Origin of the sequence: Hyperthermus butylicus DSM 5456 (assembly GCF_000015145.1) — an archaeon.
In the GTDB taxonomy this organism is placed as follows: Archaea; Thermoproteota; Thermoprotei_A; order Sulfolobales; family Pyrodictiaceae; genus Hyperthermus; species Hyperthermus butylicus.
Map to the genome: position 1 here is coordinate 1,390,122 of NC_008818.1, position 22,911 is coordinate 1,413,032.

Sequence of the window (22,911 nt, forward strand, 5' to 3'; positions counted from 1 at the left end):
CGGGATGGTGGAGAGGAGCAGCCCAGGAAAAAACAGTACCCAGGTTGATCGGTCTAGGAGGGAATTCCTCAAGGCAGCTACTGTTGCAGCTAGCGTCTCGGCAATCTCCTTCCTAGCTGTGAACCGGGACGAGCTGGATAGAGTCCTGGTGCCGGTTAAGCTTGGGGACCTCCTAGCTGAGGCTGAAGAGGGCGAGAGCGAACTCGAGCGCAGGGCTAGGAGGAAGGAGGAGGAGCTGAGGAAGTGGTGCCAGGCGGAGGCCGAGAAGATATGTGGCGAGTACGGTGAGGACTCTGACGCTTGTAGGGAGGCTAGGAAGCGCTGCGAGATGATAAGGGTTAAGGCTACGGGGCCCCGGAAGGGAGCCCGCTACGCCATGGCCCTTGACATTAACAAGTGTATAGGGTGCCGCCGCTGCGCCTACGCTTGTGTCATGGAGAACAATCAGGCGAGAAACCTGGGGATAGAGTGGATCAGAGTACTAGAGCTGCCCAGGGAGGGGGAGCTAGAGCTACTTCACGCCGACATGTACTACGCCGAGGCCCCCAAGGAAGGACAAGGTCTACGTGCCAGTAGCATGTATGCACTGCGAGAACCCGCCGTGTGTCATGGTTTGCCCGGTTAGGGCTACCTGGAAGGAGCCCGATGGCATTGTAGTGATTGACTATGACCGCTGCATAGGCTGTAGATACTGTATAACAGCATGTCCCTACGGTGCACGCCGCTTCAACTGGGCCAAGCCCTATGTGCCAGTGACAGAGCTAAACCCCAACATGCACATACTCGGCAACGTGCCACGCCAGATACACGTCGTGGAGAAGTGTACCTGGTGCATACAGCGCACCCGCGATGGCGGCGTACCGGCGTGCGTCGAGGTCTGCCCTGTTGGTGCGAGAGTCTTCGGAGACCTCAACGACCCTGAGAGTCCGATACGCCGCGTCCTAAGAGAGTACGGTGGCTTCGTATTGAAGCCCGAGGCTGGCACCAAGCCCAGATTCTTCTACTTCTTTGGCCCCAAGCGTACACCTCCACGCGAATCCACGGAGACAAGGGCAGCTCAGGGACAAGGGTAGACCTCTCCGAGGGGGTGTGCCTGGATGACGCGTAGCGGTGGCTTCCTAGACACGATAAAGTACGTTATCCGGGAGGCGCTACTAACTGGTAGCCCACGCTACTACATGGCATTCTTGGGCCTGCTGCTGGTAGCAGCGTACGGCATCTACCTCTGGATATTCGTCCAGCATGCCCCGATATTCCTCGGCAAGGATGAGGGAGGCCTAATACTCACCAACCTCAGCGACACTGTGCCATGGGGGATCTACATATCGTTCTTCGTGTTCTGGGTCGGAGTGGCAGCGGCAGGCATAATGTTCGGCATAGCAGCATACGTATTCGGGGACAAGGAGTTCAAGAAGGTAGCGGTACTCGGCGAGGTACAGGCGGTAGCAGCAATAATAACCGTGCTGACACTAATCATGGTCGATGTCGGTAGGCCGTTCCGCGCGCTAATACTGCTACCGCAGCTGCCAAACCTAAAGTCGATGCTAGACTGGGACTTCATAGTGCTAACCACCTACCTAGCACTAAATCTGATAGGTGTGCTGGTAACAGTGCACTACTACCGCCAGGACAAGCCGCTACCCAAGAAGTTCATAGTGCCATTCATAATCATAGCGGCGCCCTTCGCGATAGGTATACACACTGTGACAGCATTCATATCGCAGGCACTAACAGCTAGGCCTATCTGGAACAGCCCACTACTCGCACCACGCTATGTTGCAACAGCATTCGCTAGTGGACCAGCCATACTGCTAATAGCACTATACCTCGCCGAGCGCTACATAGACGGTTTCAAGGTAGACTTCAGCGTCTACAAGAAGACTCTATACGTAATAGTAGGCTCGCTGATAGTAGGCCTATACTTCACCTTCAGCGAGATTCATGAGATATTCTGGTACACCACTGAGTCTATGAAGAAGGCGCAGGCTGAGGTGCTATTCTTTGGCTACCACGTGCCATACCTAGCGATACTAGTGTGGCTCTGGATAGGCCTAGGCATAGCGGCAGTAATCCTAGGCATACTGCCACGGGTACACAATACGAAGAGGGGCATACTCTTAGTCTCGGCAATAACGGTGATAGCAGTGGTGGCAGAGAAGACGATGACGATAATCATACCAGGATACATACCAGGAAGCCTTGGCGAAATACGCCCATACTACCCGACACCGCTAGAGATAGGTATAACGATCGGCGTACACGCGCTAGGCATACTAGTCTACCTGCTACTCGCAAGGCCAGCGCTGAAAGCAGTGATAACCCACTACTACAAAGGCGGCAGTGTACACCACTAACAACAGCCATGAAGTGGAAAACCCTACTCCCCTCACGGTGTTTCTAGATGTTTTCACACGCGTACAACGCCGCGATGAATACCGAAAACATACACATGGTGGGCTCTCGGGTAGAGTGTAGGGGATTCCCCAAAGGGAGAGGCAGGCCAGGATGGGGGTGGGCACTGCATGCGTGACCGCGCCTCGGCGCCTGTGTTACTTACAGCGGTACTCGTACTAGCACTAGCATCCATAGGTGCTGCCGCACTATCCGCGGAGGAGGCTGAGAAGCTATTCCAGTCGAGCGGTTGCACGGGCTGCCATAACGGTGTAGTAGCGCCAGACTTTCAGGGCACCATAGCAGTCATTAGGGAGTGGGCATCAAAATATGAGACCCTCGACGAGGCTGTGGCTGCAGAGGCTCCCAACTTTAAGATGTTTAATAATGCTAAGAGCTGGGATGAGCTAATGAGCTCGATGCCGGGAATAACACCTGAGCTCAAGGATTACTTTGCAAGGGTTTTCGAGGAGGCAAAGACTGGAGCAGTACCAGTCCAGGAGCAGCCAGCAGGTGAAACCACCGAACAGCCAGTGCAGCCGACAACACCGGTGGTGACGCAACCAAAACCCAAGCCGGCGGTTAACGTCACGAAACTGCCAGAGGTATCGGCTCCAAACCCCTCAGCGCAGGCAGAATCACTAGTAAAGACAGGCCTACCGGCAGGCGTAGCAGTCCTCATAACAGCAATAGTAATCCTGGCAGCCTTCACAAAGAAGGCCAGGCAGCACTAACCCAGACCCCCCACTATTTTTTACAACAGCTCCAGACCGTGTGGGGGCTCCTAGGCTTTGTATATGTGGAGCCTTCTGTTGTCGATTTGTATCGTTGCCAGCTCCAGTACCTTGTCGGGATCGTTTTCTGCTGGGTAGTCTAGACTGATTATGGATGCACCCAGGCCCTTCAAGGCTTCCAGCAGTTTTGCCACGGCTCTAGGTAGGAGGTATGCATATGCCGTGTCTGCCCGGCGCGGCCTGAACACGGCCAGGTCGGATACTACAGTGTGCGCCAGGGGGTTGTCTCTCAGCCTTCTATGGGCCTCTACTGCTAAGGTCTCGTCGAGCTCTAGGCAGATGGTGTGCATTCCCCGTTCCGCGGCCTTGGCTGCCACGGTGGCTGTGCCGCAGCCCGGCTCATAGTATATGGGCTGCCGGTTTCCGGCCCTAGCTGCAGCCATGGCTTCCACAAGGTCTAGTATCGTGTCCACGATATCGCTGCTTGTTGGAACGTAGGGCGAGAGGCTACCCGCAGCATCCATTATGGAGGCAAAGGCGTCGTAGAGTAGTTGTATTGTCCTACCAAGCTCTAGCTCGTCCAGTACAAGCTCATCTGATTCCATGGGGTCGGTGGGAAACCGCTCCTCCCCACCCTTGCGTGTCGGTGGCCTGTCTCTCGTCATCCCCCCACCCCCTGGCTGTTCCGTGTCTGCTAGCTTCCCTAAGAGCTTCTGGAGAGCACCTCCCTCTACTATGCGGCGTAGCTTGTTCTCGTGCACCCGGTAGGCTTTGCGGATCCAGCTGGGCTGGCCCTCCAGGCTCCCACTGCATGCTAGGCCTATGCCACAAGCCTTGTCCATAAACTCGGTCCAGGAGAGACTCTCGCCCCTCGCCGATGAGAGGTAGTGGTACTCGTGGAGCGTAGGCCGTACCGCCACCGGCCGCCGAAAACCGAGCCACTCTAGGCAGCACGTCTTGCCAGGCTGGTACCAGCGTGTCAAGCCCGGAGCATCGGGGCGGAGCGTGTCCTTGCAGGCGGAGTATACCGCGCCATACCGGGCTGCTAGTGCTGCGAGCGCAGTGTGCATCTGGAGCCTCCATGGACTCGTGGGGTGGAGGAGGGGCTCCCGGCCAGGCTCCTCGCCGAGCTGGTAGGGCTCCCAGTTCCACCTCCTCCAGTCCATGCCTAGCAGTTTGTAGAGCCTCTCAAGGCCCTCCCTCGTCTCGCGCAGCGGCTCACCTATGACGCCCCGGGCGCCCCTCTCCAGGGCCTCCTCCGCCGCCCAGAGGTGCTCCTCCTCTAGGCCGGGTATGAGCGGCTGAACCCTCACCACCACTGGCACCCTGTGGCCCACGAGGTGCTCGAGCGCTTCCAGCCTCGCCTCAACTGGTGGGGCTCCAGGCTCGAGCAGTACCGCTACCCGGCTACTGTAGGGTATGGTGAGCTGCACGATGAGGAGGCCGTGATCAGCAAGGGCTAGGAGGAGAGACTCTAGCTCGGGGTCGCGGCGCGGATCCCCCTTTGTATTCAGCACTATTGGCACCTTGTGGCGGAGCGCGATACGCAGCAGCCTCTTAATCACAGGGTGGAAGGGCCCTCTAGGCGGCTGGAGCGGGTCGCTGAGCGTGGCGAGTCGGAAGAATGGCTTCGGCTCCCTTAGCCTCTGGGCAAGCTTCTCGAAGAGCTTTGGAAGCCAGGGCTTCGCCTGCGACTTGCCGTGGGGGCCACGGTACCAGCGAGCGTAGCAGTAGACGCAGCCATAGCTGCAGGTCGTGAAGGGTTCCAGACGCAGTATAGAGTAGCACAGCGAGGAGATATAGTTGCTAGGCTTGATTACAAACTCTAGCCACTCAACCACATCATACCAGCCCGGTATGAGAATAGCAGCACCATAGCTAATTAGGCTATAAGTCTGGCAACAAGTCAAGCAGACGTTTCAGAAGCCATGTTACCGCGTCTAGTAGATGCTCCAAGGTTACTTGGGGCTACATACCGGTAGGTGTGTTGTAGCGCTAGTGGCTTGAAATAAGCTCTGTGGGACTTCTATGCTTGGTGGTTTGGGTTTTGCGCGGCTGCCTGGTATATCTTGCTTCACCCATTCACCAGCAAGAGTATGTATCTTGGCTCCGCTACACGTTCAAGACTTTCCTGCTGCATGCCGGTGTTAGTGTAAAGGATAGGGGTCTTGCTACGAGCCCCGAGGAGGCGGCAAGGCTTGTCGAGGGCTGCAACTATGTCGTAGCGGTTGTTGCTACTGGTGGATCCGAGGAGCTCATACTATCGGTTGTAAAGGCGGCTCGTGGCGCGCCAGTGCTAATTGTCGCTCAGCCCTATGCTAACAGTCTCCCCGCAGCACTTGAAGCCTACCCTCTCCTCCGCGGTGGGAATACTGCGCTAGTATTCCTTGATAGTCTCGATCCCAGCTCTGTGGGTGCTGTTAGGAAGCTGCGTAGCGCCGTTGCTGGGTTGCGTGGGGCTGCAAAGCTGCGCTCAGCCCGCATAGGCCTTATAGGGGAGCCCAGCCCATGGCTCGTCTACAGTCGTACCACGCTTGAGAAGCTACGGGAGAGGCTTGGCGCCATACTCGTCCGGATAGAGATGGAGGAGCTCTACGAACTTATGGACCGTGCTGAGCCCTCAGAGGAGCTTGTAGAACGTATCTATCACGGCGCAGCAGCAGTAGATGTCCCACGTGGCCGTGTTCCGAATGCCCTCCGAGTCTACCTGGCCCTTCGCAGCATCGTTGAGAAGCACCGGCTCGATGCTGTCACCGTGGAGTGTTTCCGCCTCATAAAGGAACGAGGCACTACAGCTTGTCTGGCCCTCTCGCTACTCAATAGCGAGGGTGTAGTGGCTGGCTGCGAGGCCGACGTGCCATCCACTGTTACGATGCTACTTCTCCACACCGTTTCAGCAGGCCCAGTCTTCATGGGTAACCCCTCAATAGTAAAGGGTGACAAGCTGATGATTGCCCACTGCACAGCACCCATCGCAATGGGGAGGCGCTACACGCTTCACAGCCACTTCGAGAGCGGCCTCGGCGTAGGGATCTCTATACAGCTGGAGCCGGGCACAAGAGTGACGATAGCCAGGTTCGACCCAGAGTTCAGGGTACTACGGGTCGGCCGTGGCGTGGTGGAGGAGTCGGGGCTGCTTAGCAGACTGCACTGCCGCACCCAGCTCTGGATAAGGCTTGACGGCAACGCGGAGAGGATAGTAGAGGAGAGCATCGGCAACCACTACGTTGTGGCCCTCGGGGACCACGTGGACGCTCTTAGGGCTGCAGCATCCATACTGGGGTCTAGTTTGGACATCCTCTAAGTAGACAGCCTCATCGATTTATTCCCCTGATCCATGCTGGTAAGACTGGTGACACAGCTCCTTGTCAAGGCCAAAGCGCGTAGTCATAATGGGTGCCGGCGGCCGCGACTTCCACGTCTTCAACATGGTCTACCGTGACAACCCCGAGTATCAGGTTGTGGCGTTCACTGCCACCCAGATCCCCGGCATTGAGTGGCGCCGTTATCCTCCGAGCCTCGCCGGACCCCGGTATCCTGACGGCATCCCGATTGTACCCGAGTCTAAGCTCCCCGAGCTCGTAAAGGAGCATGGTGTGGATGAGGTCGTCCTCGCCTATAGCGATCTCACCTACGATGAGGTAGGCCATCTCCTAAGCATGGCACTCTCAACCGGCGCCACATTCAAGATCATAGGGCCAAGGGACACAATGATAACAAGCTATAAGCCCGTAATAGCCGTCACAGCTGTGAAGACCGGCGCTGGCAAGAGCACTGTTAGCAGGGCCTTGGTGAGGGAGATCAAGTCCCGGGGCCTGGAGCCCGTGGTTATAAGGCACCCGATGTCCTACGGCGACCTCGAGGCACGGAAGCTGATAGTTATAAGGAGTGAGGAGGATGTCGAGAAGTACCCGCTAACCATCGAGGAGAGGGAGGAGTTCGAGCCCTACCTAGGCATGGATGTAACCGTGATGGCCGGCGTGGACTACGGCATAGTGGTCCGGGAGGCCGAGAAGAGGGGCGACATACTGGTATGGGATGGAGGTAACAACGACTGGCCATTCATAAGGCCCGACCTATGGATAGTCGTCGCCGACGCGCTGCGGCCCGGCCTGGAGGCATCCACTTTCCCCGGCGAGATAAACGTCCGGATGGCCGAGGTAGCAATCATCACTAAGGCTAGCGAGGCTGGCCCCGAGAACGTGAAGAAGGTACGGGAGAACCTACTACGGCTCAACCCAAAGCTGGACATCGCGGTAGCCGACATAGAGGTGACTGTTGACAAGCCCGAGATGATACAGGGCAAGAGGGTCGTAGTGGTCGAAGACTCGCCCACTGTAACCCATGGCGGTGCCCCGTACGCGGCAGGCTACGTAGCGGCGAAGAAGTATGGCGCAGAGATAGTCGACCCGAAGCCCTACGCGGTGGGCATCATAAAGGAGATGTACGAGACCTACCGGCACATGGGGCCAGTTGTACCGTCCACCGGCTACACGTCTGAGCAGCTCCGCCACCTAGAGGAGACGCTGAACCGTGTACCAGCAGATGTAGTAGTGATAGCGAGCCCGGCAAGGATAGAGAAGATGATAAAGCTCAACAAGCCCTACGTGAGGGTGAGCTACGAGCTAAAGGTACTAGAGGGCCCGACACCCAAAGACCTCGTCGACAGACTGCTCGAGAGGCACCCGGTACCCAAAGCCTAAGCCTCAATTATTTCTCCCACACCCATCCACTATCCTCCCCCGCGACAAGAGGGCATCCCGCCCGCGGGGTTATAGAGCTCCAGCCCTGCTCAACCCCTGGTAGTGGGTGAATAAGCCCTGGCGAGGAAGAAGAGGCGCGCCGAGGAGGAGGCTCGGAAGGAGCCACCACTACCAAGCGAGGAGGAGGGCACCCAGCTCTGCGTAGTGGTAAGGCTGCTCGGCGCAGACCACCTGCTGATAAGGTGCCAGGACGGGGTTGAACGGAAGGCAAGGATACCCGGCAGCATGAGGCGCAGGGTCTGGATAAGGGAGGGCGACATAGTCCTAGCAGCCCCATGGGACTTCAAGCCAGACCGCGCCGACGTGGTGTACAGATACTCCAGGGAGGAGCTAAGGAAGCTCGTGGAGAAGGGCATAGTGCCACAAGAGCTTCTAGAGCTAGCAGAGGAGTATGCATAGGCACCGTTAATGTGTGAAGGCTACACGTGGAGAGAGGCTGGAAGTTTGACGAGCCTTTTGTCATCATTTTTAGCTGTCATCACCGGGTTCACAGCAGCATTGGTACTAGTGGTTACCGGGAGGAGCAAGCCTCTACGGTACCTCTTCCTCGCAGGCTTCATGGTGCTAGCTTTTAGTGATGTCCTCGGAGGAGGCCACCTGTGGCCCATATGGCTCGCTGCTGGCGGCGCCATCCTAGCTGGGCTGCAACGAGAGAAATGAGGGCAAAAAGATGCCCGCTAGGCTGGTCCACGAGGCGTATAACATCCTAAAAGCTGTTAAGGTTAGCACAGCTAATGCTAGAACTATGATAGTGATGCCAACTAGGGTTAAGAGGGCTGGAATTACTAAATGAATACGAGCATGTACACCAAAACACCCCGGTTAGGTAACTCCATGTATGCGATAAAGACGTAAAAGCTTAAGTAATAGCACCGAAGTGATGTGTCTAGGTACAGGAAAGGGTGGGTTAAGCGTGGTAGTACGTTCTGTTAGGGGTAGAAGAAAAAAGTGATTATTCTCGCCTTGTTCGTAGTACTCCTTCTTCCTGCTATAGCTGAAGCCTTTACAAGGCTTGCAAACTATACCGCTGCCCCGGGCATAGTATTAGAATTCAAGTTCCTAAAGCCTACAGCGAAGGGTTTCACCACCTGGGAGGAGCCAGCTAGAGGAGGAGACATCATAGCAATGATTCACGTTGAAGCTGTAGCCCCAGCAGGTATACAGGGAGACTTTATCCCGCTCTACACCGGCGCCTACCACGGTAAGCCTATCTACCTACCCTCTAGCGGTATGCTTGGCGATATTGCAAAGGCCTGGGTTAAAGAATACACTAGGAGGGGGAGCAACCCGGACACAGTATACTCTGGGCTACTGGTTTTTGTTTCAGTGCTAAACCGTACAGCCCTAAAACACCATGATATGAGAAATGCAGTAATCTACTCCACCGTTGACGTGGTGAGCTACAAGCCAGCAGCAATAGCTGCAGGGAAAACATTGAAGTATACGATAAACGTCATAGTAGATCGTAAGCATAGGAATTTAGAGTATAGAGTCGAAGAGATGAAGGGGCTCTTAGAGACCATGGCGGTAAAAATGGCATCCGACAAGCCGAGATCTACAAATATGCAGGGCTATCAGCTCCAGCCTCAGAACCCAGAGGAGTCATGGTACTGTGACGAATTCTCCGAACCAATTGCATCATACTGCTGGCGTCGAGAACTCTACATTGCACCGGGGCATCTAACTGGTATCCTACCATCAGACTATTTCAGATGGGAAAACGGTAAGCTATACGTCAAGACACCGCTAATGATAGTCTACAACAAGTACTCCTACTCCGACACAATCACGGCTAACATAAACCTTGGGTCGACTAATGCTGCAATCTCGATATATGCAACCTTTGGTGCTGGTGAAGGACTCGTAGAGTTATTCAGGGGTGAAAAGGAGAGCGTACCGGAATTGACTATATGGAAGTCTGGGGATAGGATCTGGGGCGGCGAGAAATACTACTACTCTAGAGCAGAAACAGTTCCCCCCGAACACTGGTGGTGGGCATGGATATGGGGTAGGCCGGTCTTTGCAGTCTATAGGGAGTACTACTGCCTCTTAGACTGCGAGCCTCTAAGCAATAGCTATGTAATTGCAGCTGTAACAGATGTTATAACCGAGGGAAGTATTATAGAGGGGGGTGAAGAAAAGAGCAAGCCCGCAGAGCCGCTTATGAGCTACCTCTTTGAGGGAATCGAGTTAACTAGCGTTGGCACGCTCAATCCGGGCGATTCGCTACCTCTAGGCTCAATATTTAACACCTTTGATACTTGTGGTGCCGACTTTGAGATAGGTATACCTGTAGGAGCTATTGTTGGCGGGCTCCTGGGGGGCCCTGAGGGCGCCGCGATAGGCTCGGTTTTCGGTGTCTCGGTCTCGGCTGAGGGAGCTAAGATCTACATACTTGGTGGTATAGAGAATGAGGGCAACTATAATGTGCCAGAATATATATGGGTTGGAGCTAGCAAGCTCAAGTATAGGCATGAGCAGTGCTGGCTCTTCTTCTGTCAGACATGCTATTACAATGTACTGATAGGCATCTACGTGGAGGCTAGGTGATCCTCTAAGCCTTCGTGGCACCCCTTTCCGCGATATTTTTCTTCGTACCCCACTCGTGGGTATGGAAGATCTGGGCCGTTAGCTATACATGCTAAGCAAGCCGTTTTTGGGTGTATTTGTGCTCAGCTCATTTCTAGCTCCCTGTCGATTTTCAGAACCCCCTTGAAGCTTTCATGGTTCTGTGGCGTTGCTGCTTGTATGTGACTGCATGCAACAAGATAAATATGGATGTATGGTGTCTGTTCTAGGTGCTCTTGTATTGAATGGCTAGGGTCTAGCATCGGGCTGAGCAATTTTATTTCATCGCTGCGTTGCCCGATGTTTAGGCTGGAACCCTTCACCGGATGCAGCTTCGACCGTATCTACTGCTATGCGAGATGGAGGCTGTGAACTCATGGATCTCTATGGATCTCTAGGGTTAAGCGGTACGTGGCGCGGTAGTTTGAGAAGGTGGCCGCGAGGCTGCCCAGTGATATGTCTAGGCCGCTCTTTGGACCTGCAGTGTTCAGCGTCTCTTCTAACACTTTAACGGCAGAGTGCCAGGTATTGTTAAGTCACTACTCCGGATTGCATGAGGGTTTCCTTCATGGTTGACACTGGGGGGCGACTAGTGTTGTTGACGTGTGGATTGGAGCGTGTCTGCATCTGAGCATGTGCGCGTTAGTTTGGTCTCGTGGAGCCCCAAGAGGCAGGTTGGGAGCTGTGCCGGTGGAGACTTTCCGAGACAAGCCTCTGGAACAATGGACGGTATACGTGATGGGCTCTGTACATCCACGAGGCTTGGAGAAAACCGGAAGCCGTAAAGTGGAGCCTAGGTGCTGGGGTTGCGTTGGCAGTATAGCGTGGTGGCAGCGGCGGGGCAGCAGTGTTGGCCTCGCACCGTGGCGCCGGGGTGCCCCGTATCACTGCTAGCGGTTGTTATTGGAAGCGTTTTCCTGGCCAGTATCGGGTTTGGCTTGTCTAGGCTGGCGCTTGCCAAGTATCTCCGCGACGATCTTGGCGCCTCGGCGCTAGTTGTTTCGAGCCTTACGAGCTGGTTTATGGGTGCCAGGGCGTTCTCCTCAATACTCTCCGGCATTGCTGCTGATACCTTGCCATCTGCGAGGAGGATGCTCATGATTCTCCCACTGGGCCTCACAGCAGTTATCGTCTACACTATTCCGTCTCTAGAGTCTCCAATCGCCATATTGTTTCTCAACGCGCTATGGGGGTTTCTGAGCGGCGCAGTCTGGCCAGTTGTACAGACAGCAGCAGCTATGCTAGCTGGGCCCTGGAGTTCCACGGTCATGTCGGTATACTTTGCCTCGGGGAGCCTTGGCACTACAGCTGGCCAGTATCTCTACGGTGTACTCACAGTCGATAACCCAGGAGCAGTTAGGCTATCCGCATTATTCTTCGCCTCCTCAGCAGCCATGCTAGCCTATGTCTCTCATGCAGCTCCGGCAGCTGGCATCCGCGGGAGGAGAAGGAGCAGGAGCGGCCTGAAAGCCGTACTCGGGACTCTTAGGAGGGACAGGTTTGCCTCGTGGATACTCCTCTCAGCCCTGGCTGCAGGCTACCTCTCCGGTCTCCTCCGAGAATTCCTCTACGTATACCTCGGCGAGGTCTACGGCCTAGACCGCCAAGAGCTAGCATCAACCCTGGCGCTGGCGGACCTGGCAGCATTTGCTGTCGGGCTCGCGGTAGGCCAGCTTGCCGACCGGCTCGGCGTAGCCCCCGTAATAGCAGCAGTACTCGCAACCGGGCTCGCTGGTAGCCTAGCCCTAGGCCTCTCAACCAGCCTACCAGTAGCCATGATCGGGCTTGCTCTCGCGCTCACCGCTACTAGGAGCAGTCTACCACTAACGAGGAATGCTGCTGCGTTCAGCGCTGAGTACCGTGCAACACTCGTAGGCGCCTCCAACACGCTCTCAAACATAGGCCACCTAGCCAGCCCCATAATCGCTGGAAAGCTCTACGACACGCTCTACGGCAGCACCATAGCTGGTATAAGAGGCGAAGCAACACCATTCCTAACAGCCGCCATACTACTCGCACCAACACTAGCACTATACCCGGTATGCGTCAGGACGAAACAATACACGCGTCCTGTAGACCGGGTATAGCAGAACAGCCTTTCTATCCTCGGCTCACAGTTGAAGCCCACAAGCATAACATGCCAGCTGCAAATCATATGGGCTACAAGTGGCCTCTCCCGAGGACATTGCTAAAAGTTAACGCAGTGAATCCTAAGGGAGGAAATACCGTAAATGCTTGTAGCTCTCAGTAATAGCCAGTACCAGTGTTGCCGCAAGCGCAGCGGTTACGGCTAGAAATAACAAGGTACTCTATCAACACATCCCGCGCTATTCATGTACAGCCCTTCTGTGTAATAGTGTCTTACTAGCGGTTAGCGGATAGTTGTAGAACAATTTGTTGGTGCTGCCCCACTAATATGAGCTGGCCACCCTAACCATTAGAGACTGGGGGTACTAGTTGAGTATCGAGGAGTACAAACTGCTAATACATAGGAGCAGGATGTTCCTAGAGGAAGCCCGTGAAGCTTATGGTGGGGAACGCTATGATTTAGCGGTGTTTCTTGCTGAGCAAGCTTTACAGCTCTACCTCAAAGCACAGCTCCTCCGTGTACTTGGAGACTATCACGTACGCATAGTATCCGGCAGCTGCTTGCTATGCTCTCAAAAGCACTTGGCGGAGACTCTGAGAAGGAGATAACCGAGTTTATGAGGCGTGAAAGGCCTCGTCTATCAGAGCTGGAGGATGTGTACATAGCTTCCCGGTATGGTATCCGTACCTATACGAGGGACGATGCAGAGGACATATTATACACTGTGGAGAGAGTGATTAATCTTGTCGAGGAGCTACTCAGACGTGTTGCTCGAGGTGATGCTAGAGAGAGCTAGCTTGCTCAAGAGCTGGAGGCAGCTCGTGAAGAAAGCAGTGGATGCGATAAAGGAGGTCTGCCCGGAGGCCCACGTATACATTACTGGCAGTATTGTAAAAGGTGAATGGATTGCAGCCAGCGATATAGACCTCATAATCGTACTTACCCGTGAGCCAGACATGCGGGAAGCGGCACGAATAATAGAGCATGTGTGGAAAAAGCTAGGACTACTACACACTCATCCACTTGAAATACATGTAACCGGGCCCGAGGGCTTAGAGAGGTATAAGAGGAAAGGCGTGCTCGTACAGCTTGCGTGAAGACATGCGGATAAAACATTATGCTCTGATAGCGTTTATGGTGCTACCCCCCATTCCTAGCCTCCAATTTATCCGTCTTAGCTTCTCGTCGAATGCAACAAATACAGCATCGTAGCTTATTGCGGTGACTACCATATCGGAGCTAACAATAGCAGCATAATCCTTCTACGTGTTGCTTTCCACTCCAAGGAAGCAGGAAGCAATAGTAGCCGTATAGAGCACAGCAATAGCGAGCTTCAGCTCCACAGCGATAACATTATTTCCCTCTTGAACCCAGGTCGGACCCAGCTCTTTCATTCACCCGGCGTTTAAGATAGACGCTACTGTTAGAGCCTTGTAGCGGTCTACCCCGGATCTGGAAGGGTTGTAGCTGGGGTGTTGGCTGCTGGGCCGGCGTAGGGGGCGTAGGATCAAGGATAAGGACTTGTTTGAGACTGTGGAGGAGGTCTGGGATAGTCAGACCCTGCTGGCGGCCTACGAGGTTATGAGGAGGCTCCGCATAGACCGTTTTGCTGGCGTTGTTAGTGCGGGGAAGGAGGCCCGGGTCTACCGGGCGATCGGAAGGGACGGCAAGGAGTACGCCGTGAAGATCTACCTTACGGTTACCGCTGAGTTCCGGAAGAGCATCCAGAAGTACCTCCTTGGCGACCCTCGGTTCGAGGGCGTAGACATAAGCAATACCAAGAAGCTGTTCTTCGCCTGGGCCCGCAAGGAGTACCGGAACTTGAAGAGAATGTGGGAGGCTGGCGTAAACGTCCCCCGGCCGTACCTGGTCTACCAGAACATCATAGTGATGGAGTTTCTGGGCCGCAACGGGCTCAGAGCCCCGACACTACACGAGGTAAAGCACGAGCTGGAGCCCGAGGAGGCGGAGAAGCTGGCGTGGGAGGCGGTAGACCAGTATGCCCGCATCTACTGCTGCGCTAGGCTGGTACACGCCGACTATAGCGAGTACAACCTAATGCTCCTAGACGGCAAGCTATACGTGATAGATGTGGCCCAGGCTGTCTCGCTGGAACACCCCAACGCCGAGGACTTCCTACGTCACGACATTGAGAACATATACCGGTTCTTCCATAAACAACTCGGCGTGGAGCTACCCGAGCCCCAGGAGCTACTCGAGAGGGTGAAACAATGCAGGATACAGTGCGTCGAGAGGAAAGTGGAGGAGGAAACTCAGCGGGCCAGCAGGAGGGCAGGGTGACCCCAGGCCTCCTAAGGCTCTACGCTAAGGTGCCACCGGACCGTATCGGCGTGCTGATAGGCGAAGGCGGCAAGGTGAAGATAGAGGTTATGAAGAGGACCAGGACAAAGATAACCGTGGACAGCACCACCGGCATGGTTATAATTGAGCCTGAGTCGCCAGACGTGCCACCATACATGGTTATGAAGGCCCAGGAGTTCGTACGGGCAATAGCATACGGCTTCAGCCCCGAGCGCGCCATGAGGGTTCTCGACGACGACCAGGTACTAGTAGTGATAGATCTCAAGCAGTACGTAGGCGATAGCCCTAACCACCTGCAGAGGGTGAAGGGCAGGATCATAGGCGAGAAGGGCAGAGCTAGGAAGACCATAGAGGAGATGACTGGCACCTACATATCAATCTACGACAACTACGTCGCAATAATCGGGGACTTCGAAACAGCAAACATAGCAAAACAGGCAATAGAAATGCTGATACAGGGCAGGCAACACAGCACAGTCTACAGGTTCCTGGAGAGAACAATGTTCAGGCTACGCCGCGCACGCATGACCGAGCTATGGGAACAGCCATTCTAACCCCATTCCATCGGGGATGACGAAAGCCAGGATTACCGACAAGTGATGATTCTCCCGAAGCCCGACCCCTACCCATGCTGATCTACCAAGCTTAAGATAGTACCACGAATGCTTACCGTTAAAAAGTTTAAAAGTCCCACACCAGGTCACTTCATAACGATATAGGTATGCTGGAAAAGGGTAGCCTACCCAGACTATCATACAAAGCGATGGTATCTCGAAAATTATACTTCAAAGAATGATTCTATCCCATATAGGCATAGTGGTGTCCTGCAGGAGGAACATAGTAGAAGAACGGGGCCCCTGGGAGCCCCAGTAATACTAGGGGGTTCCCAGGTATTTAAACATATTGATTAGTGGTCTTTTTGTGAGCTAATCCTCGATGGTATACCAGTGTACCAGTCTTAGGAGGCGCTCGTCATAGACCCGATGAATGAGCGGTAACAGCTTTTTACTAGCCCCCCTCATCCTCCGAGGCCAAACTAGAGTGTAGAATTGCCATGGTTACCGTGTAAAGTGATAAGCTCGACGAGGTAAGCTTCTACCTCCAAACAATCCGCCGTGCTAGGGACGAAGCTGTCCGCAAAGTGTTCGAGGATGTTGCACGGGAGGAGAAAATCCATATAGGCGAGTGCGTTCGGCTTTTACTACTACGCTGTTATTGCTCTCCTAAAACAGCTTGACCCCGAGCAAGCCCAGGCGTTTGAGGAAGGATTACGGGAAGTAGCCGAACTCCTAGACGAACATGCAGCCAGGGGCGTCAGCGGCAGCAAGCAGAGCTAGCAAATGCACAAATATAGCACACATGGAAGCGCGCCAGGGCTCCTCCAGCGAGCTCTGCACCCGGCGGTTTTCCTAGCTGGTCGCCTCCACGGGTATCTCTGCAACGGTATAGTAGTTGTCGCTTATCCGTATTAGCACGTGTATAGTGTACTGGTAGCCACCCACGGGACCATATTCAACTCTCACGGTCACCGGGATCCCGGGCTCAAGCACACCTACATCATACAGCCTCAGTGCCACACAGTTCTGGATGAAGCTCGAAAGTTGATAGTAGCCATTCCCATAGGCTATGTAGACGTTGCGGCAGGGCGCGGTGATGCTGGCTAGTTGATTCCAGCCCGTGGGACTACTTGCATCTGCTATCTCGGAGGCTAGTATGTAGACATTAAAATCATAGTTTGAAGGCGGTGCTATCCTGGACGTGTTCCTGTCGAACGCTATAACGGTCACGTAGAGCCTCACTGGAGCTTCTAAAGCCTCGCCATAAATGTTTACGACTGTTACATTATCCTCGCCGTAGACAGGTACCGCGCTTATAGCAGCAGATGTCCTCGCGATAAGCGATGCTATCTCATTACCCGTACGCTGTGCCGCGATAAGCGGAGTAAGGTAGTAGATAAGACCATAAGCTATAACCAGAGCCACGCCAACCATTATAGCGGTGGAAATCAATTCAGCTTGACCACGCATAGTCACAAGCACCTCGTCCCTACGTCCCCTAACGGTGTAGGAACCACAAGCTAGTCCACTCAATGGCAACTGTGAAGTCCATATCGTTAATAGTGTTATATGCTGTCCAGCCATTAGTTTCAAGCTCACTTACGTAGGGATCGTTGAAACCCAGCACAACATAGAATGTCTCGTTCCTATCTGGCACTGCCAGGTAGACGGCATCGGTTAGGAAGTTGGTGTTAGGAGGCCATGTATCCTCAACGTCGTCGAGCTCCTGGTAGATGTACTCTCTACTCGAGAATACATAGCCAGTACTATTTATCAGGTAGACTCCGAACAAGCCCTTACGGGGATCGTCAACATCCCCCGTGTCTGAGCCCGAATTATCGTGGAAGTAGTAGCGAAGCTGCATCGACACTTGCGCCACCTCGCTGCCGTTGACCTCATATCCTATAAATACGACGTATATCGTGGCTGTAGTATAGTCAATACAGCCTCTAGCATTAAAGTCCGATAAAATTGTGCCATCCGGCAACCTATACATACTTCTATATATACTTGTTGCATAGCCCACTATATCGTCGTAAGTGTAGTCCCATCCGATTCCAGTCTCCTCAGTCATAAACACTAACTCCGTTAACCCGTTCGTATCAACATCCACGAAGGCTATGTATGGGTCAAGACCACCAGTTTCATCTACCTGAAACTCATAAAGTAACACCTTCACGTCTTTTGCATACAAGGTGCCAATAACATAATTGTTACCTTTGGGACCGGATACGGCACCGTAAAGGCCACTATAACCTTCCACGTAGTAGAAGCCAGCGTAGTAGTAAAAGCCGAACGCTTTAGTATCGTTCAGCCAGCCACTTGTGCGGTAATCATAGAGTTCAAGGAAGTGCGCCTTCTGGGCAGCCAGTTTCACGCGGAATGGATATGGAGTCAAGCCGCTGATATCGTTGCTTTCGTCGTCTATAATTGGACTGGCTACAACTACTAGATCTCCTGCTGTGCCATAACCTGTTGAATCTATGATCACACCGGTACGGTTAACGTAATCAGAGCCTAGTGTCACGTTTAAGTCATAAACCTTCATCACGTATGTAACCCGCCACTGACTCGTAGCGGATCCTTCGACTTTTAAGCGGGCAAGCCAGCAGCCACTCCCACGAAATACGACGCCGTTCCATGATGTTTTATTCTCTGGAGGACACCATATCGAGATAGGCCATCCTTCCTGATCTATGCCGCGAACAAACAGCCCTACACCATTGAGATCTAGAATTGCTCGCTCAATAGTAAAGCTTAGTTCTTCGTTCTCAGCGCCAATGTTGTAGTAGCTCGTTTCAACCGGTGCTTTTGCCAGTAGTGATGTGAGGGAACCAGTGGAACCTAGTGGGCACACATTCTTCATGTAGACATTGTTATCTCCGCCCACGTAGAGGCCGGTGAAGCATAGCTCCCAGCTTCCATCTGGCTTCTTGGCAACAATTGTGCCAAGGTGTACACCATCATCGGTGAAGCTTGGCCTCCATGGAATCCAGGTATATCCGGCATAGAGTAGCGAGATGCTATACTTTGACTCGGTATAGCTGCCGCCCATACCGCCAAGCACAAAACTGCCTGCAAACGGCATCATAGAGTCTATATAGACAAGGTCATAGACCTTCTCCCCGCTATACTTGTAGGCACCAAGCGCCCAGTACCCGATATCATCGTTTGTTTCAATGGTATGGTATCCCTTATCGGTTGCGCAGAGTGCCCTTGTAATACCGCTATCTGCTATTGTATCCTGGCTCTTTTTTGGCTCTGCAAGGTTTGTAGTGACTGCTATATCGGGGTTTTGCAATAGATCATCCAGACTTGTGTAATTAACGAATATTAGGTAGTATGCTTGTACAGCTCCAGCAACCTCTGCGTATGTCGTCTGGCTTTCGGCGAGTTTTAGTACTGGTATGTAGCTGCCTTCAACCAAGAATATCCCTAGCAGCTCGCCGTTAGTGATGATTACCTTCACATACTCGCCAGGTTTGATTGCTATACCACCGTAGTTAAGTATCCAGGAGCTAGGTGATGGTGACACCTTAAACCTAGTGGAGCCACTAATACCGCAGCCTAGGGTGCAGTTACCTGCCTTCACTAAATGGATATAGCCATTGTCGTCACGTACTATTAGTAGGTACACAATGTGAAGTCGTGAATCTTTGTTCGTTAATGTGTATGTTTTAGTTCCACCGCTAACCGTCACAGAGATGTCCAGCTTAGGTATGGCAGTCCTGGCCTTCTCAAATAGCGTAGATACGAGTCTGCTATGTGTAACATTGCTGCTAGCATGAAGGTATATGATGAACGGTATTAGCACAGATATCAGGAACGTAATTATGATTATTGCTGCAATGGTACCCGATATACCCCTAGTAGGCCTTGTAAGTTTCGGCAATGCCAGCCACCGAGATACCCTTAGCTGCACCTAAATCCTAATTCTAAGAGAGAGGTTAGTATTTGAGTACTAGTATAAAACCTTTCCTCGAAGAGGCAGGCAAAAATCGAACAGCAAGGAAATGAACGAGAGCAACTTGGTAAACCCACAGCTAAGCACTCTCCACCCAGGTATTAACACCCCCGAACAGGGTAAACCGAACCACAACCACAGACTAGAAGTGGAGCCCGCAGGGCCCGCCCCACCCTCCCCGCGCACAACCCAACACACCGAGCCGCCGGGGCCCCGGGGTCCGTTGGGCCGGCCCAGGGGGTGGGGTTGGGCTCTGTGGGCTCTCCATTCTCTCTTGCTAGTAGCTTGCCTGTGTTGTTGCTAGTTCTTCGAGGTGGGTTAGTGCTGGTAGTTCCTGGATGAAGCCTTTGAGCCTTGAGACGGGGACTATGAGACGCCCTCGGCTAGCTTGGGCACGTTTTCGCGCAGCGTTATGATGACTGGTATGAGTCGCCATGTGCCTCTTGGTAATCTCAGCTTCCACCAGAGCTTGGCGAGCCTCTCTAGTCTCTCGCGGTGCTGTCGTGCGGCTTCCCGGAGCCTCGATGGTGTTGCTGTTCGCGGGTTCCAGTGTTTGCAGTCCACTACGATGCCTAGCTTTGCTGGGGGGTCGAGCCCTAGCACGTCTACTTCTAGGCCTCCCTTTCCTGGCACCCTGAGGCTGCGGTAAACCGTGTAGCCCGCCTCCTCGAGCGCCTTGGCTGTATAGTCTTCGAACATTTTCCAGTCGAGGCTCCTAGCTACGATGGTCTCGGAGGCCCCGTTCTTCACGGCGGCTATTGCCAGCTCGACAGGGTCGTGAAGACACACTACGCCCTCTTCGATGGTTATGGCGCTTGTCGCCTTGGCAAGTGTTTGGAGGGCGTTTTCCACCACTATGGGTCGTAGGAAGGCCTTCTCGGCTATCTCTGTGACCGGCTTGCAGCCCTGTGGCGATAGCTCGGAGAGGATTATCGTGGCTAGCGCTGAGACTGTTAGTTTGTGCCGGCACGGCACCCCCTTAGCCCCCGAGCTTGGGGCTAGGATTTATCCGGGCTGCCTGGGCTGTGAGGGTTGAACTCGTCTGGTTCGACTCGCTGGGCGCCAAGGGTGCCTCCGTGCTCGTGGAGGCCTGTGGGCACCGGGTCGTCATAGACCCGGGCGTTGCCGTTATGCATCCCTCCTTCCCGGCGAGCCGTGAGGCCAAGGAGGAGTGGTACCGTGAGGGCCTCGGCCGCGTCATGGAGGCGCTGAAGAGGGCTGACATAGTTGTAGTGACACATTACCATCATGACCACTACCTCTACCGGCCCGAGCACATAAGCCTCTACCTGGGCAAGACGCTTTACGCGAAGAACCCAAACATCTACGTTAACGAGTCCCAGCACGAGAGAGCCCTAGAATTCTACTCTATGCTCTACCGCTTAGCCGGCATCGGAGACCACCTAGAGGAGCCAGCACTAGATCCAAACGATATTCCCGACCCTCTGGACTCTCTCCTCGAGGCTCGTTCGCGCAGCTTCCCAGGCTACGATAAGCGTAGGAGGGAACTCCTAGAGAGGGGACGCGGGTGGTTCAAGCGCCTCGTTGGGAGATGGGCTAGCTGGAGGTGGATACGTAGCCTAGAGGCGAATGGGCTCCATGTAGTGTGGGCTGACGGAGAGGTCTTCGAGCATGGCTGCTTAAGGCTCCGCTTCACAGGCCCCCTATTCCACGGTGTGGAGTACACTAGGGTAGGCTGGGTTATCGGCGTCATAGTGGAGGCTGGGAGGCGTAGGCTCTTCTACAGCTCCGACGTCAACGGCCCCGTCATAGAAGACTATGCCTCCATGATAATAGAGGCGGCACCGGACACGCTGATCCTCGATGGGCCTCCAACATACCTCCTTGGCTACATGCTCAACCGGGTAAACCTCAGCAGAGCTATCGAGAACGCCGTGAGAATAGTCTCCGAGACGACCAGGCTTGAAACCGTGGTCTACGACCACCACCTGGCAAGGGAGCCCCGGTTCCGAGAAAGAGCAGCACCCGTATGGGAAGTCGCGAAACGCAGGGGTGTCAAGCTGGCAACAGCTGCAGAACACATGGGACTCGTTCCAGCCGTACTACGTAGAGCCTAGCCGCCACCCCCACCAACCCCATCTCTTCCGGGATAGAGTTCCCCTAGAGCACCAAGCATGTCCTTCCCATAGTGGACATGTGTTGAGCTGGTCGCTGTGTACTCCTGGAGAGTGCTTATTGGTCAACATGCTGGTGGCGTTTTGCTGGTTGTTGTTTGTAGGTTGGCTCTAGAGCACGCCGTCCCAGGAATAATGTGGCAGATGCGTGAGGCTTCCCGCGCTATAGCGTCGTGGGCCATCTTCTTGGTGGCAGTATTTTTGGCTCTGCCCTCCCGCGTAAGGTTTGCATGGAGTCTGAGCGCTTGCTGCCCGGGGGCTGTGGGGCTGGCCAGTTGTGGCGAAGATTCTCGCGGTTGCACGCTATGTACTTGTTGAGGGGCTGCGTGGTGGTGACCGTGGACAACCATGTCCACGGTATAGCAGTGCTATCAGCTAGGATACTATCCATAGAGCTAGAAAGGCTTCTCCAGGAGCTAAGCCTAATCTACAACACAGTCATAGTCCAAGCATACACCTACACCTAGGCCTCAGAGGGCTGATGTTCCTTGACCGAGCCCATACTAGTGCTGGACAATGTGTGGAAACGTATCGCAGGCACAGCTGTGCTCCGCGGCGTGAGCCTCGAGGCCCGCGCTGGCTGGCTTATAGTTGTGCGCGGAAGGAGCGGTATGGAGAAAACCACCCTCGCGAGGATAGCTGTGCTCCTCGACGTACCCGACCAGGGCACGGTCATACTGCTTGGAAGGAGGATGGAGAGCCTAGGCGACTCTACACGGGCCAAGCTTCGCCTCAGATACATAGGCTACGTAGACCAGTTCTACACCCTCGTAGAGCACCTCACAGTATGGGAGAACGTGGAGCTGCCCCTGCGCCTCATGGGCATACCCCGGAGCGAGCGCGCCGCGAGGGTGAGAGAGGCAATACGCCTCATAGGCCTTGAGGAGCGCAAGCCAGGCCAGCTCACTGGTGGGCAGAGACAACGCGTAGCCATAGCACGAGCGCTAGCAAAGAAGCCCCGGCTGATAATAGCTGACGAACCCTTCTCGAACCTCGACCAGGAGGCCGAAGAGCAGGTCCTCGAAGCACTGAGGAGCCATGCCAGAGAGGGTAACGCCGTGATCATAACCGCTAAGGACCTCCTCCGGGACTATCGAGCAGTCCACGACTACACATTATCCAGTGGCATCCTCACTCCCACCGCACAATGTGGAACAAGAAAAACTGTCCCTGCCACCAGATAATCCACCACGGAGGGGGTTAGCCTGCGGCTAGTAAGCCTGGAGATGTTGTTGCAACTGTGCTAGCTGGTGGCACAGTGTGCGCCGCGTGTTTCTCCTCATGAAGTGCTGGCGGCGCTACATACAGAGCTACTCCCACGGTAGCAGCCACCTATCCCGCAACCCCCGTCTGAGATTCCTCACTTGGGCATCTAGCTATGTTGTAAC

General features: G+C 54.3%; 21 protein-coding genes and 1 pseudogene. 18 read left to right on the forward strand and 4 right to left on the reverse strand.

The annotated features are described in order from the left end of the window. The first annotated feature begins 4 nt into the window (after positions 1 to 4). The 4 genes from HBUT_RS09885 (at position 5) to HBUT_RS07290 (ending at position 3,125) form a co-directional block, all read left to right on the forward strand. Entirely contained in the window at positions 5 to 625 is a 621-nt protein-coding gene (locus tag HBUT_RS09885; RefSeq protein WP_011822534.1) for a hypothetical protein, read from the forward strand. After that, entirely contained in the window at positions 609 to 1,073 is a 465-nt protein-coding gene (locus tag HBUT_RS09285; protein ID WP_052287769.1) for a 4Fe-4S dicluster domain-containing protein, read from the forward strand. The genes HBUT_RS09885 and HBUT_RS09285 overlap by 17 nt, the downstream gene beginning before the upstream one ends. Before the next feature lie 24 nt (positions 1,074 to 1,097). Next, a complete protein-coding gene (gene nrfD, locus HBUT_RS07285) occupies positions 1,098 to 2,354 on the forward strand; it encodes an NrfD/PsrC family molybdoenzyme membrane anchor subunit (RefSeq protein WP_011822536.1) in 1,257 nt (418 codons plus the stop codon). 168 nt (positions 2,355 to 2,522) lie between these two features. Next, positions 2,523 to 3,125: a hypothetical protein gene (locus HBUT_RS07290; RefSeq protein WP_011822537.1), complete on the forward strand. Its 603-nt coding sequence runs from the start codon at positions 2,523 to 2,525 to the stop codon at positions 3,123 to 3,125. Between the two features lie 50 nt (positions 3,126 to 3,175). Here HBUT_RS07290 and HBUT_RS09055 read toward each other — a convergent pair whose 3' ends face one another. Continuing rightward, entirely contained in the window at positions 3,176 to 4,966 is a 1,791-nt protein-coding gene (locus tag HBUT_RS09055) for a radical SAM protein (protein WP_011822538.1), read from the reverse strand. Between the two features lie 206 nt (positions 4,967 to 5,172). Between HBUT_RS09055 and HBUT_RS07300 the strand changes: the two genes are divergently transcribed. The 11 genes and pseudogenes from HBUT_RS07300 (at position 5,173) to HBUT_RS07345 (ending at position 15,421) form a co-directional block, all read left to right on the forward strand. Further along, a complete protein-coding gene (locus HBUT_RS07300) occupies positions 5,173 to 6,429 on the forward strand; it encodes a hypothetical protein (RefSeq protein WP_048061550.1) in 1,257 nt (418 codons plus the stop codon). Between the two features lie 61 nt (positions 6,430 to 6,490). Further along, positions 6,491 to 7,828, forward strand: a complete 1,338-nt coding sequence (locus tag HBUT_RS07305) for a cyclic 2,3-diphosphoglycerate synthase (protein ID WP_011822540.1) — start codon at positions 6,491 to 6,493, stop codon at positions 7,826 to 7,828. A gap of 117 nt (positions 7,829 to 7,945) precedes the next feature. Next, positions 7,946 to 8,287 carry a translation initiation factor aIF-1A gene (locus HBUT_RS07310; RefSeq protein WP_048061551.1) on the forward strand — a complete coding sequence of 114 codons (342 nt, stop codon included), beginning with the start codon at positions 7,946 to 7,948 and terminating at the stop codon, positions 8,285 to 8,287. Positions 8,288 to 8,332: 45 nt separating this feature from the next. Further along, positions 8,333 to 8,548: a hypothetical protein gene (locus HBUT_RS09595; protein WP_153801419.1), complete on the forward strand. Its 216-nt coding sequence runs from the start codon at positions 8,333 to 8,335 to the stop codon at positions 8,546 to 8,548. 288 nt (positions 8,549 to 8,836) lie between these two features. Further along, positions 8,837 to 10,438, forward strand: a complete 1,602-nt coding sequence (locus tag HBUT_RS07315; RefSeq protein WP_011822542.1) for a hypothetical protein — start codon at positions 8,837 to 8,839, stop codon at positions 10,436 to 10,438. A gap of 653 nt (positions 10,439 to 11,091) precedes the next feature. Then, a complete protein-coding gene (locus tag HBUT_RS09600; protein WP_153801420.1) occupies positions 11,092 to 11,241 on the forward strand; it encodes a hypothetical protein in 150 nt (49 codons plus the stop codon). Positions 11,242 to 11,262: 21 nt separating this feature from the next. Further along, positions 11,263 to 12,543 carry an MFS transporter gene (locus HBUT_RS07325; RefSeq protein WP_194840474.1) on the forward strand — a complete coding sequence of 427 codons (1,281 nt, stop codon included), beginning with the start codon at positions 11,263 to 11,265 and terminating at the stop codon, positions 12,541 to 12,543. A 412-nt stretch (positions 12,544 to 12,955) separates the two neighbouring features. Next, positions 12,956 to 13,341 (forward strand): annotated as a pseudogene (locus tag HBUT_RS09290) (HEPN domain-containing protein). Then, entirely contained in the window at positions 13,310 to 13,642 is a 333-nt protein-coding gene (locus HBUT_RS07335) for a nucleotidyltransferase domain-containing protein (protein WP_228546737.1), read from the forward strand. Before HBUT_RS09290 ends, HBUT_RS07335 begins: the two are co-directional and overlap by 32 nt. 424 nt (positions 13,643 to 14,066) lie before the next feature. After that, positions 14,067 to 14,846: a serine protein kinase RIO gene (locus tag HBUT_RS07340; protein ID WP_011822546.1), complete on the forward strand. Its 780-nt coding sequence runs from the start codon at positions 14,067 to 14,069 to the stop codon at positions 14,844 to 14,846. Continuing rightward, a complete protein-coding gene (locus HBUT_RS07345; RefSeq protein ID WP_011822547.1) occupies positions 14,843 to 15,421 on the forward strand; it encodes a KH domain-containing protein in 579 nt (192 codons plus the stop codon). Before HBUT_RS07340 ends, HBUT_RS07345 begins: the two co-directional genes overlap by 4 nt. 855 nt (positions 15,422 to 16,276) lie before the next feature. Here HBUT_RS07345 and HBUT_RS07350 read toward each other — a convergent pair. The 3 genes from HBUT_RS07350 to HBUT_RS07360 all read right to left on the reverse strand — a co-directional run bounded on the left by HBUT_RS07350 (position 16,277) and on the right by HBUT_RS07360 (position 20,363). Next, positions 16,277 to 16,876: a hypothetical protein gene (locus HBUT_RS07350; protein WP_048061556.1), complete on the reverse strand. Its 600-nt coding sequence runs from the start codon at positions 16,874 to 16,876 to the stop codon at positions 16,277 to 16,279. A gap of 46 nt (positions 16,877 to 16,922) precedes the next feature. Next, entirely contained in the window at positions 16,923 to 19,316 is a 2,394-nt protein-coding gene (locus tag HBUT_RS07355; protein ID WP_011822549.1) for a hypothetical protein, read from the reverse strand. 438 nt (positions 19,317 to 19,754) lie between these two features. Next, on the reverse strand, positions 19,755 to 20,363 hold the full coding sequence (locus tag HBUT_RS07360) for a restriction endonuclease (RefSeq protein ID WP_048061557.1): 609 nt from the start codon (positions 20,361 to 20,363) through the stop codon (positions 19,755 to 19,757). Between the two features lie 50 nt (positions 20,364 to 20,413). On the opposite strand from HBUT_RS07360, the gene HBUT_RS07365 reads away from it, so the two are divergent. The 3 genes from HBUT_RS07365 (at position 20,414) to HBUT_RS07370 (ending at position 22,707) form a co-directional block, all read left to right on the forward strand. Then, positions 20,414 to 21,466, forward strand: a complete 1,053-nt coding sequence (locus HBUT_RS07365) for an MBL fold metallo-hydrolase (RefSeq protein WP_052287771.1) — start codon at positions 20,414 to 20,416, stop codon at positions 21,464 to 21,466. A 362-nt stretch (positions 21,467 to 21,828) separates the two neighbouring features. Continuing rightward, complete coding sequence (locus HBUT_RS09605; protein WP_153801421.1) at positions 21,829 to 21,990, forward strand: hypothetical protein; 162 nt, start codon at positions 21,829 to 21,831, stop codon at positions 21,988 to 21,990. A 21-nt stretch (positions 21,991 to 22,011) separates the two neighbouring features. Beyond that, on the forward strand, positions 22,012 to 22,707 hold the full coding sequence (locus HBUT_RS07370; RefSeq protein WP_011822552.1) for an ABC transporter ATP-binding protein: 696 nt from the start codon (positions 22,012 to 22,014) through the stop codon (positions 22,705 to 22,707). Positions 22,708 to 22,911: the final 204 nt, after the last annotated feature.